The 13,619-nt window shown below is 65.7% G+C and carries 12 protein-coding genes; 4 read left to right on the forward strand and 8 right to left on the reverse strand.

The genetic code is table 11. From position 1 onward, the window contains the following. Nucleotides 1-19: 19 nt before the first annotated feature. Both ssb and HT136_RS02325 read left to right on the forward strand, forming a co-directional pair. Complete coding sequence (gene ssb, locus HT136_RS02320) at nt 20-628, forward strand: single-stranded DNA-binding protein (protein ID WP_214197369.1); 609 nt, start codon at nt 20-22, stop codon at nt 626-628. 290 nt (nt 629-918) lie between these two features. Then, on the forward strand, nt 919-1,932 hold the full coding sequence (locus HT136_RS02325) for an NAD-dependent epimerase/dehydratase family protein (RefSeq protein ID WP_214197371.1): 1,014 nt from the start codon (nt 919-921) through the stop codon (nt 1,930-1,932). Nucleotides 1,933-1,975: 43 nt separating this feature from the next. Here HT136_RS02325 and HT136_RS02330 read toward each other — a convergent pair whose 3' ends face one another. Beyond that, nucleotides 1,976-3,169, reverse strand: a complete 1,194-nt coding sequence (locus HT136_RS02330; protein WP_214197373.1) for an acyltransferase family protein — start codon at nt 3,167-3,169, stop codon at nt 1,976-1,978. A gap of 395 nt (nt 3,170-3,564) precedes the next feature. Between HT136_RS02330 and HT136_RS02335 the strand changes: the two genes are divergently transcribed. Then, on the forward strand, nt 3,565-3,996 hold the full coding sequence (locus tag HT136_RS02335; RefSeq protein WP_214197375.1) for a GtrA family protein: 432 nt from the start codon (nt 3,565-3,567) through the stop codon (nt 3,994-3,996). On the opposite strand, the gene HT136_RS02340 is transcribed toward HT136_RS02335, so the two are convergent. The 7 genes from HT136_RS02340 to HT136_RS02370 all read right to left on the reverse strand — a co-directional run bounded on the left by HT136_RS02340 (nt 3,941) and on the right by HT136_RS02370 (nt 12,167). Then, nucleotides 3,941-4,930 (reverse strand): glycosyltransferase family 2 protein, encoded by a 990-nt coding sequence (locus HT136_RS02340; RefSeq protein WP_214197377.1) that lies wholly within the window; start codon nt 4,928-4,930, stop codon nt 3,941-3,943. The two genes, HT136_RS02335 and HT136_RS02340, sit on opposite strands and share 56 nt — an antisense overlap. Continuing rightward, nucleotides 4,927-5,913 carry an NAD-dependent epimerase/dehydratase family protein gene (locus HT136_RS02345; protein WP_214197379.1) on the reverse strand — a complete coding sequence of 329 codons (987 nt, stop codon included), beginning with the start codon at nt 5,911-5,913 and terminating at the stop codon, nt 4,927-4,929. The genes HT136_RS02340 and HT136_RS02345 overlap by 4 nt, the downstream gene beginning before the upstream one ends. Before the next feature lie 21 nt (nt 5,914-5,934). Next, nucleotides 5,935-7,194 (reverse strand): class I SAM-dependent methyltransferase, encoded by a 1,260-nt coding sequence (locus HT136_RS02350; RefSeq protein ID WP_214197381.1) that lies wholly within the window; start codon nt 7,192-7,194, stop codon nt 5,935-5,937. Then, nucleotides 7,187-8,407 carry a DegT/DnrJ/EryC1/StrS family aminotransferase gene (locus tag HT136_RS02355; protein ID WP_214197383.1) on the reverse strand — a complete coding sequence of 407 codons (1,221 nt, stop codon included), beginning with the start codon at nt 8,405-8,407 and terminating at the stop codon, nt 7,187-7,189. Before HT136_RS02355 ends, HT136_RS02350 begins: the two co-directional genes overlap by 8 nt. Then, on the reverse strand, nt 8,398-9,552 hold the full coding sequence (gene rfbG / locus HT136_RS02360) for a CDP-glucose 4,6-dehydratase (RefSeq protein WP_214197390.1): 1,155 nt from the start codon (nt 9,550-9,552) through the stop codon (nt 8,398-8,400). Before rfbG ends, HT136_RS02355 begins: the two co-directional genes overlap by 10 nt. Beyond that, nucleotides 9,545-10,366, reverse strand: coding sequence for a glucose-1-phosphate cytidylyltransferase (gene rfbF / locus HT136_RS02365; RefSeq protein WP_214197392.1), 822 nt, complete (start codon nt 10,364-10,366; stop codon nt 9,545-9,547). Before rfbF ends, rfbG begins: the two co-directional genes overlap by 8 nt. A gap of 145 nt (nt 10,367-10,511) precedes the next feature. Further along, nucleotides 10,512-12,167 (reverse strand): hypothetical protein, encoded by a 1,656-nt coding sequence (locus HT136_RS02370; protein WP_214197394.1) that lies wholly within the window; start codon nt 12,165-12,167, stop codon nt 10,512-10,514. A 313-nt stretch (nt 12,168-12,480) separates the two neighbouring features. On the opposite strand from HT136_RS02370, the gene HT136_RS02375 reads away from it, so the two are divergent. After that, nucleotides 12,481-13,617, forward strand: coding sequence for a glycosyltransferase family 4 protein (locus HT136_RS02375; protein WP_214197396.1), 1,137 nt, complete (start codon nt 12,481-12,483; stop codon nt 13,615-13,617). The last annotated feature ends 2 nt before the right edge of the window (nt 13,618-13,619 follow it).

Genomic DNA, 13,619 nt, shown 5'->3' on the forward strand with positions numbered 1-13,619 from the left:
AGAGGAAAGCGATTCAACCATGGCAGGCAGCGTCAACAAGGTCATTCTCGTCGGCAACCTCGGGGCCGATCCCGAAGTCAAGTCGTTCCAGAACGGCGGGCGCGTTGCCAACTTGCGCATCGCCACGTCGGAAAGCTGGAAGGACCGCGCGACCGGCGAGCGCAAGGAGCGCACCGAGTGGCACTCGGTCGTGATCCAGAGCGACGGTCTCGTCGGCGTCGTCGAGCGCTTCCTGCGCAAGGGCTCCAAGGTCTACATCGAAGGCCAGCTGCGCACCCGCAAGTGGCAGGACCGCGACGGCAACGATCGCTACACCACCGAGATCTCGGTCGGCGGCATGGGCGGCGTGCTGACCATGCTCGACGGTGCGAGTGGCGGTGGCGGTGGCGGTGGCCAGCGCGGCGGCGGTTCGGGCGGGAGCTCGGGCGGTGACTGGGGCCGCGGCGGTGGCTCGTCGGGCGGTGGCGACGATTGGGGCCGTTCGGGCGGCTCCTCCTCCTCGGGTGGCGACAGCTGGGGCAGCAGCGGTGGTTCGTCTTCGGGCGGCAGCGACTGGGGCCGCAGCGGCGGCAGCTCGTCGAGCGGCGGCGGCTTCGGTGACGATCTCGACGACGACATCCCGTTCTGAGATGCACCTTGCAGAGTTTTTGTAGTTCGAAGGCTCGTCTCCGGCAGGAGGCGGGCCTTTTTCGCAACGGCTTCAGGCGCGCGCACCCGGTGCAGGAGCGGGGTGCGCGCAATGTGTACCGGGGCCGTGGCTGGCTGCTCCTCCGGAAGGTGGGCAAACTCCTGGCATCTGACTATTGTGGGCTGGACGCTGAAATAGTCGGCCCATTTCCGCCAGGTCTGGAGTATTGCGTTCGCGGCGCCCGGCTGGGACGATAGGCCTGGCGATTTGGATTGTATGGGTGTTCCAAGATGACGACTGGTAGATGTGTTCTCGTCACAGGGGTGGCTGGCTTCATCGGTTCGGCTGTCGCCGAGGCCTTGATGGCGCGCGGACAGGCGGTTGTCGGCATTGACAACCTCAATGACTATTACCCCGTTTCGCTCAAGCGCGATCGGCTTGATCGCCTGAGCCGGCAGTACGGCGCGGCCTTTCGATTTCTCGAGTTGGATTTCGCCCACGAGGAGCCCCTGGAACGCTCGCTTGCGGAGTTCGACTTCGAGGAAATCGTGCACCTCGGAGCTCAGGCGGGGGTGCGCTATTCACTGGAAAATCCCCGCGCTTACGTCGCCTCGAATCTGGCGGGCCACGTCAATCTGCTTGAGATCGCGCGCGCGCGCGGCGTGCGCCACATGGTCTACGCCAGTTCAAGCTCGGTCTACGGGGGCAATACCAAGCTGCCCTTCGCGGTCGAGGACAGGGCCGACCATCCGGTCTCGCTCTATGCGGCGACCAAGCGCGCCGACGAACTGATGAGCGAGACTTACGCGCACCTCTTCCGCATTCCGCTGACCGGCCTGCGCTTTTTCACCGTCTATGGGCCCTGGGGACGGCCGGACATGGCGCTGTGGAAGTTCGTCGAGCGCATGTTCGCGGGACGCGCGATCGATGTCTACAACCATGGCCAGATGCAGCGCGACTTCACCTACATCGACGACATCGTCGGCGGGGTGCTGGCGTGCCTCGATCGTCCTCCCGCCGACGATGGGGCGTTCAAGGCCGGCGGAAGCGTCAAGCCCCACGCGCTCTACAACATCGGCAACAATCGCTCCGAAGAGCTCATGCGTCTGATCGCGGTGCTGGAAGAGGCCTGCGGGATCAAGGCCAAGCTCAACATGCTGCCGATGCAGCCGGGCGACGTACCGGCTACCTATGCCGATATTTCCGCACTTACCCGTGACACCGGCTATGCGCCATCGACCCCGATCGAGATCGGCGTGCCGCGCTTCGTCGACTGGTTCCGGGCCTATCACGCGATCGGGTGACGGGCCCGGCTCGCAATAGAGCCCGGCCGCTGCGGGCTTTCGATCACTTGTGGAAGATCCGCTCGTGGAAGAAGCGGCGATAGGGGTAGCGTTCGAGCGAACGGTACACGCCTTGGGTGAACAGCAAGGTCAGCGGGATCGTGCAGCCGAGGAAGAGCGCCATCGAGCCGACCCAGTTCGCGGTGAAAAGCCCGGCTTGCACGAACAGCGCGCGCAAGGCGAAGTAGGTGTAGGGGTGGCACATGTAGAGGCTGTAGCTGACCGTCCCGAGATAGGCTGTCGCGCGGTTGGCGAGAATGCGCGAGCTCAGGCTGGCGGGGCCGATTGCCATGTAGAAATAGGCGATCGTGCTCAGGAACAGGCCATAGGTGCGCACGTCCCGCAGGTCCTCGTGCCCGAAGGTGTAGTGCCGCACGGACGCCAGGACGAGGCAGCATCCGAATGTCCCGATTTCAAGCCAGGGGCGCAGGCGCTCGGGCGGCCAGGCCCGGCGTTCGTGGAGCAGGCGCACCGCGATGCCGCCCAGGAAGAAGGCCATCGCCGGGTAGCGCCACACGAAGGCCAGCGAGATGACGCACAAAAGCAGCGTTATCGTCCGGTTGCCCGTACGCAGGCCCGCGTGGACGATGAGGCAACACAGCGTGTAGAACACGACCTCGTAGCTCAGGCTCCAGGCGTTGGGCGTGAGCTGTTCGGTCTGGGTGACCAGGTTTATCATCAGCAGCGCGGGAATGATCGTGCGCCAGTCGTTGAGGGCCGGATAGGCGTTGGTCAGCGCGTTGGTGAGGATGAACACGAGCGAGAAGGCGAGAAACAGCGGGTAGAGGCGCAGCAGCCGGCGCAGCGCGAATTCGGATGGCGAATAGCGCAGCACGCTGGGCAGGATCACGAAGCCGCTGATCACGAAGAACAGCCACACGCCCCACCGACCGAAGTTCCAGGGCGCCAGCGTCAGCCTCAGGTAACCGGGAACCTCTGCGTAAATATGCTCACCCACGCCGCCAAGCATATGTGCGAGGAAGACCAGCATCGCGGCAATACCGCGCAAGCCGTGGACGGTGGCATTGAAGGTGCGCTCGTTCGAGGCCGGGCGTTCCCGGGGGCACGTCGCCTTTTTGCGCGCCAAGCGTTCGGTCGCAGCATCCGTGGCGCTGGCGTAGAGCCGCGCGTCGTCATACGGCGCAGTGCCGCTGGTCCCATCCTGGATGCCGGGGTCGAAGGGAGGAGGCTTGGCCATGGGCGGATCGGTTTACGTTCATCTCTCAGGTGTGGGCACGAAGGGGATGCTGCCGCTTAGGTGGCCCCGGTGCAGGGGCGCGCGGTCGCGCCAAGCTCGGCCCGATCCGGTACCGGGTCAATTGTCCTGAATTGCCGGACGGCATATCGAAAGACGAAGGCTTCAAAGTGGCGTCGCGACTCTTTGGGCGGCTACCGAAAGGAACGCATAACCATCCCTTTGCGCGCTTGTATCACCACCCGTCAGGGCGCAACCTGTCACCTCGAAGTGGTCCGCTCCAGCCTGGTGGACACCCCCATTCTCGGGAGATTCGCGTTGTCTGCGAGGTCTTCGGCCGGGCGTGCCGCCACGCCGTACTGGCCGGTTCAGGGTTGGCCCCCGTTTCCGGCGGGCGCATGAGCCGGCGGCGCAATACCGACATTCGGGAGGAGGCGTGGCTGGCGCTGCGCTTCGGCCTGGTCGGCCTTGCCAATACGGCGATCGGCTATGGTCTCATCGTGGCCTGCCTGTTCGCGGGGCTCGGGGACTACGGCGCCAACCTCCTGGGTTTCGCGATGGGCTTTCCGATATCCTATGCCTTGCACCGTCGGCTGACCTATCGGCGCCAGGATGCGATGAACTTGCGCGACATGCACGGTTATGCGGCCGCTTTCGCGGCAGCCTACGGGCTCAACCTGGGGGTTGTCGCGCTTGGCCGGGCCATGGGCCATGCCGGCAGCCCCCTCGTACAGGCCCTGGCGGTCATCGCTTATGCGCTCTGCCTGTTCGGGCTTACTCGTTGCTTTGTTTTCCGTTCGGGACGAGCGAGACGACCGGAGGGAAATTGAGCTGGCTTTCCACGATGGGCTTGATCTCGGCCTTGGCCTGCAGGAACAGTCGTCCCACGTACTCGCCTAGGATTCCCATGAAGATGGCGTTGATCGCGATCGACATGAGCAGCAGGATCGTGGTCGTGGCGAAGCCATCGGGCCAGGCCTGCCCGAAGACGAGGCGGCCCACCAGGTAGACGAAGGTCAGTACGAGACTAAGCAGCCCGGTCAGCATGCCCGCGATCGAGGCGAGGCGCAGCGGCACCAGAGAGTGGTTGAGAACCCCGTCCACGGCCAGCGAGATCATGGATTTCAGCGGGAACTTGCTCTCCCCTTCGGTGCGCCCCATCCGGTCGTACTCGAGCCCGACCTGCGAGAAGCCCATCGTGCTGATGAGCCCGCGCAAGTAGGGCGAGGCATCGTGGACTTTCTGCAATTCGACCAGGATGCACCGGTCGACGAGACGAAATTCGCCCACGTTCACCGGCAACTCGTCTTCGCTGATCACCGCGATCAACCGGTAGTAGAGACGCCTGAGACTGGCGACGAGGAAGCCGTCCTGGAGGCTGCGGCGGATGCCGTAGACGACCTGATGGCCGATGCGCCAGAGTTGCAGCATCTTGGGGATCAGTTCGGGCGGGTCCTGGAGATCGCAGTCGAGCTGGATCGCACAGGCGCCCGATGCCGCCTGATAGGCGGTCAGGAGCGAACGCTGATAGCCGTAGTTGCGTGAAAAGCGGATCACCTTGAGAGCGGGATCTTTCGACGCCAGATCCTCGAGCAGGCTGAAGGTCCGGTCGGTCGAGTGATTGTCGGTGACGATGATCTCGTAATCATAGTCGGGCAACTGGCGGAACACCGTGACGATGGTCTCGTAGCAGCGCACGACGTTGCCTTCCTCGTTGTAGGCGGGAACGAGAATGGAAACGAGTGTCTTGATCGACATGCTCATGCGCGCGCCTCCATGCGTAGGGCCGCAGCCAGCGCGACCTCGCGGGCGCGGCGCTCTGCTGCGAGGGTACGGGCCAGACCTTCTTCCAGGCCGATTGCGGCGCGCCACCCCAGGCGCCGCCATGCGAGCCTGGGGTTCATCTGCAATTCGGAGGCGCGACGCGGCACGACCGACGCGGCGCGGCGGACGAAATCCGGCGGCAGACCGACCAGAATACGGATCATCTCGAGCACGTCTTCCATGCGCGGGGCATGCCCGGTGCCGATGTTGAGGACCGGACTGTCGGCAGGGATGACCTGTGCGATCCTGAGCAGACCCGCGACGGCATCCTCGACGTGCATCAGGTCGCGGCGGTCATCGGGATGGGCCAGGGTGACCGCTCGCCCCTCGAGCAGGGCATGGATCGCCTCGGCCACGAGAAACGAAGGGGACTGGTCCGGCCCATAACACAGCGCCAGGCGCGCACTTATGACCGGGAACGGCAGGCTTGGGGCAAGCACGCCGAGCGCGGCGGTGGTCGCCAGCATGCCCGCACCGTAGGCCGTTTCGGGTCGGGGAAGGGTCTCTTCGTGGGAAGCTGTGCCGGTCGGACCGTATTCGGCCAGTGTCGCGGCCCTGACCAGGACGCGTGGCGGGCGGTGCAATGCGGCGAGGGCTTCGACCAGGGTCAGCGTGGCCGAAAGGTTCGCCTGTGTCGCACCGCACACGGCGGTGAAGAGCGAGGTGGCGCGCGGGCGCGTGTCCGCGGCAAGATGGTAGACGTGGCCGGGTGAAACCTGCGCAAGGCAGGCTTCGAGGGCCGTGGCATCGGCCAGATCGAGGCGATGCACCGTAATCTCCTGGAGAACCGGGAACAGTCGGTCGAGCCGGGTAGACGGGCGCACGATGACGTGGACCTGCTTTCCTTGGCGCACGAGCTGGTGCACCAGGTGCGCCCCGATGAACCCGGCCGCACCTGTCACGAGAGAGACACTGAAAGGCACACGCTTCTCCCGCAGGCGACTTCAGATCAGTCGGGGGTATGGCAAGGGCACCAGGAACTTGCCGCCCCGGGCGCGGAACGCCGCCTGCTGTTCGAAGATCTCGTCGAAGAAGTTCCAGGCGAGGACGAACAGGACATCGGGCGCCTCCTCCTCGATCGCGCTGACAGGCTTGATCGGGATGCGCGTATTGGGGGAGTAGAGCCCCTGCTTGAGGGGGTTCTTGTCGACCAGGAAGGCAAGATACTTCGTTTCGATGCCGAAGTGCGTGATGAGGGTGTTGCCCCGGGCGGAGGCGCCGTATCCGGCGACCTTGAGACCCTGCGCCTTCAACTCGTCGAGCATTGCGCGTGTCTGCCGGCCGATCTCGGTAACCCGCGAGGTAATGTCGTCATAGGTCTGGCGCTCCAGCATCCCGGCGCCGATTTCCTCGGCGAACATGGCCGCGACCCTGTCTCCGGGGACCCGCCCGCTTTCCCGGCGCGCCAGGAACACCCGCATGGAGCCACCGTGGATGTCGGGCAGCGAGAGCGCGTCGATCACTTGGAGGCCGAAGCTGTCGGCCAGCCTCGCGATCGAGAGCAGGCTGAATTCGGAGACGTGTTCGTGGTAGATGTTGTCGAATTCGGTGTGCTCGATGTACTCCTTGGCGCGCGGCACCTCGATCACGAAGGTTCCATCGGGGGCCAGAAGCACGTCGATCGCTTCCATGAAGCCGTGCAGGTCGCCGATGTGGTTGAAGGTGTTGGTGGTGACGATCACCTGCGCGGGGCCGCGCTCGTCCAGAACCTGGCGGGCGGTCTTTGGGGTGAAATAGGCGATGAAGGTCTCGACCCCGTTCTCGGCCGCGAGCGCGGCGATGTTCTCGGCCGGATCGAAGCCCAGCGTCGTGCACCCCAGCTTGTTGCAGGCGGCGAGCAGGAGGCCGTCGTTGCTGCCGATGTCCACGATCAGGCCCTCGCCCGCGAGGTCCGCGAGGACCTTGGCGAAGTCACCGAAGTGGGTGTGCATGCGTGCCGCGCCGGAGGGCACGTAAAGATAATGCCGGAAGAAGTCGGCGGGAATCTGGTCGGCGATCTCGATCAGCCCGCACTCCAGGCAGACTTGCGTGTTGAGCGCAAAGGCGGGCTGATCGCGGTCGAGTTCGTCCGGGCGGATCAGCATTTGTGCGGGGGCGTGATTGCCCAGCGGAAGGAAAAGATAGGGATCAGGTGCCTTGCACGCCCGACAGGATGTGAGCAGGGGGGCGGGGGCGAGCTTCTGTGCGGTATTGCTGTCAGGCATTGGATACCTCCCGGTCGTGCAGGTTGGCGAGGGAACGGCTGAATTCCTCGAACCGTTCGTGCATGTAGTCGAGATGCGCCTCCTCGAGGCCGTGGTGGCAGGCCAGGAGAATGCCTCCGCGCATGACATCGTCGGCGATGGGGTAACCGGCCGGATCGCGACGGACATTGACCGACGCCATGGCGGGCTGGCGCAGGATGTTGCCGGTGAAGACCGGGCGGGTCTGGATGTCGCACCTTTCCAGCCAGGTTTGCAACTGGCGCCGGGTGAAGGGCGCGTCGGCGCGGATGGTAAGCGGGAAGGCGAGCCAGCCAGTGCGCGAGCCGGGCATTTGGCGCGGCAGTTCGAACCATTCCTCGTAGGCCTTGAAGAAGGCGTACTGGCGTTCGAAATTGTGCTCGCGCGCGGCGATGTTGCGCTCCAGCTTGCCGAGCTGGACCAACCCGAAGGCCGCGCCGATTTCGGAAGGCTCGACATTGAAGCCCAGCTCTTCGAACACGAACTTGGCGTCATAGCTGAAGCCGTCGAGTTCAACGTTGAAGCGCGTGTCGATGCTTTCGGAATCGACGTAGAGCGAACTCGTGCGGCCCCATGAGCGCAGCAGCAGCGCGCGCCGGGCGAGGTCCGGGTCCGAAACGCACAGCATCCCCCCATTGCCGGCGGCATTGATGACGTGGCTGCCGTAGAAGCTGGTCGTCGAGATGTGCGAGCGGGTCCCGGTGCTGCGTCCGCGCAGCGTGGCCCCGAGCGTGTCGGCGCTGTCCTCGATGACGGTGAGGCCATGTCTATCGGCGATTTCGCGGATGCGGTCCCAGTCGGGCAGGTTGCCGATGAGCGAGGGGATCATCATGGCCTTCGTGCGCGGCGTGATCATCGCCTCGATCCGCTCGACGTCGATGTTGTAGGTTCCCGCTGCGGCATCGACGAAGCTGGGAACCAGGCCAGCGCGCACGATCGGGGCAACCGTGGTTGCGAAAGTCAGGACCGGAGTAATGACTTCGCTTTCCGCCGGAAGGTCGAGCAGCTCGATCGCCAGATAGTTCGCCGAGGATCCGGAATTGACCATGATCCCGTGTTCCTTGGCGAAGAGTTTCGAAACGCGCTCCTGCATCTCGCGCACCTTGGGCCCCATCTGGGTCGAGGTGCGCAGGACGTCGAGCACGGCGGCGATTTCCTCCTCGCCGTGGACGGTCTGGCCATAGTTTACGCGCATGCTGCTGCAGCCCTTTCGATCGATGTTGGAATCGGGAGGAGGGACCTCTGATGATTTGCGTAGCGGGCGATCTGGGCGAGGCTGAAGGCGCGCATGTCCGTGTCTTCGCGACAGGCCTCGCGGTACCAGGCGACGCTCAGGCGCACCGCATCGGCGGTGGTGAGGCGCGGCGCCCAGCCGAGCACGGCGCGCGCCTTGCTGCTGTCCAGCGTGAGGTGGCCCGCCTCGTGCGGGTCCTGCGCACGCTTGCCGAACGTGATGAGGGGAGCGCCTTCGCCCCAGGTCGCGACGACCCGGCGGGCCAGGGTTTCCACATCGATGAAGTCTTCGGCGCTGGGGCCGAAGTTCCAGGCCTGGGCAAAGCGGTGGCCGCCTTCGTCCATGAGACGCGCGCCGAGCAGCAGATAGCCCGCAAGGGGTTCGAGTACATGCTGCCAGGGGCGTATGCTGGCGGGATTGCGGATCGTGACCGGGCGGGCGGCCAGCGTCGCGCGCACGATGTCCGGGAGCAGCCGGTCGCGCGAGACGTCGCCACCGCCGATGACGTTGCCTGCGCGTGCGGTAGCGATCTGGCATCCGCTTGGCGCGCTGAAATAGGAGCGGCGAAAGGCCTGCGCGACCAGTTCGGTGCAGCCCTTCGAGGCGCTGTAGGGATCCGCTCCGCCCAGCGCGTCCGTCTCGCGATAGGGCCAGTGCCATTCGCGGTTGTCATAGCACTTGTCGCTGGTCACCACGACCACCGCGCGCGCACTGGCCATGCGTCGGACCGCGTCGAGGACGATCGCGGTCCCGGTGACGTTGGTGGCGAACGTTTCCACCGGCACTTCGTAGGACGGGCGGACCAGCGCCTGCGCGGCGAGATGGAAGACGATCTCGGGAGCGATGCCCGAGCAGCCCTTCGCGAAGGCGCTTTCGCTGCGGATGTCGGCAAACCGGCTATCGATCAGCTCGGCAAGGTCCACGCAGGTGCCGAAATCGGGGCCTCTCGCATCCGTCGGGAGGGCGATCCCGGTGACCTCGGCGCCCAGTGCCCGCAGCCAGAGGCACAGCCAGGCGCCTTTGAAACCGGTATGCCCGGTGACCAGCACCCGTTTGCCGCGGTACGCATCGGCAAGCGCCTGTCCCAGGGTGGGGGACTCAGACATTGAGGAGCTTCGTTGCCACGTCCGAGGTCAGCACCGCCTGGCCGTTGACGAAGTCCATCCAGGGCGGAATCGTGCGCGCGGCCAGCGCCTCGAGCGTGTCGCGGTCGCGCACGGTGTCCATGGGATGCCAGAAGCCCTTGTGCTGGTAGGCCATGAGTTCGCCATCGTGGGCGAGCCGGGTGAGCGGCGCCTGTTCGAGGGGTTCCTCGTCGCCCAGCAGGTAGTCGAGCACGCCTGGTTCGAACACGAAGAAGCCGCCATTGATCCAGGTTTCGTACTTGCGCACCTTTTCGGTGAATTCGATGACCTGCCCGTCCTCGATCTCGAGATTGCCGAAGCGGGCCGGCGGGCGCACCGCGGTCACGGTCGCGAGCCGGCCGTGCGAGCGGTGGAAGGAGAGGAGTGCCTCGATGTCGATGTTGCCCACGCCATCGGAGTAGGTGACCATGAAGGGTTCGTCGTCGAGCCAGGACCTCAGGCGACGCAGGCGTCCCCCGGTCATGGTGGAAAGGCCGGTGTCGACAACCGAGACCCGCCAGTCGATCTTGGTGGTGGGGCGCAGTGCCATCTCGCCGTTGCCGATACCGACCGTGAAGTCGTTCGACATGAGGTGGAGATCCTGGAAGAAGCTCTTGATTGCCAAGGCCTTGTAGCCACACGCGACGATGAAGTCGTTGTGCCCCCAGTGGTCGTAGATATCCATGACGTGGAGCATGATCGGCCGCCCGGCGACTTCGACCATCGGCTTGGGAACGCGGACGGTTTCTTCGGCCAGACGGGAGCCCAGGCCCCCTGCGAGCAACACGACTTTCATCTTCCAAAACTCCGATCAAGGTGCGGGGGAAGCGCTCCGGAAGGCCTCGCTTCGGGAATGGGAGAAGACTAAGGCCTGCGCCGGATGCGGAGAAATGGGCATCGGGGGTAGGCGGGTTTAGCCAGGGGGGCTACCAAACGGTTAGTCATTGCCCCGGTCGGAGCATTCGCGCGTCCGCGTGCGGGCGTCGGAAGAGTTCGATGCGCGCGCGCTTGCGAATGCGCTCGAACCTTTCGTAGCCGTGCGATAGGGCATAGGCCTTGAGCGGCTCTTCCAGGCTTTCCTCACCGCTGATGAGAATGGCGGGCGGCGGTGCGGCGTCGAGATAGCCGACCAGCTCGGCCGGTGACGTCGTGGTGTAGACGTCCCGGTCCGCCGGAGGAATGAAGGGGGCGACGCGGTACACGAACTGTCCGGCGGCGAATTCGGGGGGAACCGCGAGGTTCCCGGCCAGCGCGAGGGCGGGGGTCAATGTCGCCACGCGCTCGCCCCCGCGGAGGCCCGCTTCGCGCGTCAGTGCGCGCATGTCGCGATAGAGGCTGATGGTCTCCCACTGGTGCGGCCGCGCGAGCTGGACGAGCCCCGGCAGGATGCGCGAGGCGGAACCTGCCAGGGCGAGCAGGGCCATGGCGGCGAGAACCGCGTGGGCGCCCGGCAGGTCGGGCGTTGCGCTGCGGGCGCGCAGCAGGATCACGGTCAGGATCAGGAACGGGATCGGGGGCGCGAAATACTGCGGAAAGGAGGGCGAGGGCACGAAGGAGACTACACACCCCATCGCGGCGATCGCGATTGACAGGACGATCGGCCAGGCCCTGACGAGATTCAGGCTTTCGCGGGCATTCGAGCGCATGGCCGGAAGTAGCGCCAGCGTGGCCAGCCCGAGCAGGCTGAGCAAGGTGGTGCCCGCCCCCCAAATGCTTTCGGCCAACAGGAACTTGGCCGCGGTCGTTGCGACCTTGGGTTCGCTCGAAGCGGCCCAGAAGGCGGGCTGCAACTGGGTGAAGTAGCGAAGGGTATGGGCAAAGAAGCTTCGGCTATCGAAAACGACGTACCACAAGACAGGGAGCCCGGCCAGGAGGCCCCCTGCGGCCAGGGGCAGCGTGCCGAGCAGCAGGCGCGCGGTGATCGTGCGCGCGGACGGGGCCAGAAGCGTTGCCAGCGCAAAGAGCGGGGCGAGGAAAATGTAGTTCGCCTTGAGTCCGATCGCGCAGGAGACGAGTACGCCGGCCAGAAAGCACGGCAGAGCGGACGGGCGCGGCGATCCGAGCCCGCAGACAAGCGCGTGGAAGGCGAAAAGCGCGGGCGCGATCGGCAGGAGGTTGTTGGTCGCCAGCATTCCGGTCGGCCCCAGCAGCAGGACATTGCCCATGAACAGGCTGGCGGCCGTGAAGAAGGCGAGGAAGCCGGCCTCGGTGCGCCGGGCGATCAGCCAGAACGCCGCGAGGGCGGCGATCCAGCCGCCCAGCACGAGAAGGCGCGCGACCAGGAGAAAGTGTTGGCTTCCCAGCAGCTCGAAAAGACCGCCCAGCAGCCAGGGTAGGAAGGGAAGGTGGTTGTAGCCCAGGTCTCGGTAGATATCCTGGGTTTGGCCGAGGCGAGCGACGGTGATGAACAGGTTCTCGTCGCGGTTGAGGGGAAACGACATGAGCCGTCCCGCAAGGCCCGCGAGCATCACGCCCAGCACCGCGAGGCCCGCCAGCTCGGGCCCGGTCAGGGCCTTGTAGCGCGGCCGCACGTAAGTCGCGTATTCGTGATGGGGACGCAGCTCGAACGTGTCCTCGGCGAATTCGATCCGTTGCATCGCGGCTCTCTGATCGGGGTGGTGAACCGCGCAAGCTTGACGGAAGCCACCGTATCGAGGCGAGCGCGATTCGGGCGTACCCATTCCGGGTAGCGCCTCGCGCCGGGCGAGTGCGCGGATACCTTCGGAACGGTGAAGGCGGACCCGCCGTCTCATCCCCGGCATGCGGCGGGGACAAAAGGGGTAGACCGTATGCCCAGACTGGAAGCGGCCACGATCTGGTAGGCTCGGGTCCGAGCGGCAGACCTGCCGAACGGAGCGGAACAGCGGATTGTGCAGCGTGCCTTCTAGCCAGCCTCATCCTCGACACATCGTGATCGTCACCGCGGGGCTAGGCGCCGGCGGAGCCGAGCAGGTGATCGCGCAACTGGCGCACCACCTCATCGAGTCCGGGCACGAAGTGGACGTGGTCGCCTTCGATATGCAGGAGGAGCGCGTCTACCACGCGTTGCCGGTCGCCTGTAGGGTCTTCCGGCTGGGTGGGCGGAGCGGATTGACGGGCATCGCGGGCCGGGTGATGGCCTTGCGCGGCCTCGTCGCCCGGCGCCGACCCGATGTCGTTCTGTCGTTCCTCACCAAGATCAACCTGATTGCCGCGCTTGCGGTCCAGGGCCTCGACATCCGGCTCATCTGCGCCGAGCGCAACAACCCGGAGAGGCAACAGTTGCACCCCCTCTGGAACCGGGCCCTGAGCGTGTTCTACCGTCGCGCGGATACCATCATCTGCCAGACCGAGGGGGTGCGCCGATGCTTCGGCCCGTCCCTTCACGATCGCCTTGTCACCATCCCCAATCCCGTGCCGGGACCCGACGTCGCGCGCTCCATACAGCCGACCCGGACGGTCTGCGCGGTGGGGCGGCTGACCTACCAGAAGGGGTTCGATCGACTGATCGACGCGTTCGCGCAGCTCGCACCCGCGCATCCCGAATGGCGCCTGGCCATCTGGGGAGAGGGGCCTGACCGTGCCACGCTGGAAGCCCGTATCCACGAGAAGGGTATGCACGATCGCATCAGGCTTCGCGGCGTGAGCGAGCGCCCCCGCACATGGGTGCACGAGGCGGAAGTCTTTGCGCTCAGCTCGCGCTACGAGGGTTTTCCCAATGCCCTGGCCGAAGCGATGTCGGTAGGCCTGGCCGTGGTCGCGACGCAATGCGATTTTGGGCCGGAGGATCTGATCCGCGATGGACAGACCGGTCTGCTGGTCGGCGAAGAAAGTCCGGCGGCGCTGGCGGCCGCTCTGGAGAGACTGCTGTCCGATGCGGATCTGCGCCGCAGTCTCGGGGAGGCTGCCGCGCGGTCGATGTTGCGCTTTCGGCCTGCCTACGTGCTGCGTCGCTGGGACGAGGTTCTCGAGCATCCACCCGGACATGGGCTGGCCGGGAGCACGCGCCGGGGGAAGTCGGAACAGGTGCGGGCCGGTCTCGCGCGGACCTTGGTCGGGGGGGAATGAAG

It is taken from the genome of Novosphingobium profundi (genome assembly GCF_018491765.1).
GTDB classification, from domain to species: Bacteria; Pseudomonadota; Alphaproteobacteria; order Sphingomonadales; family Sphingomonadaceae; genus Novosphingobium; species Novosphingobium profundi.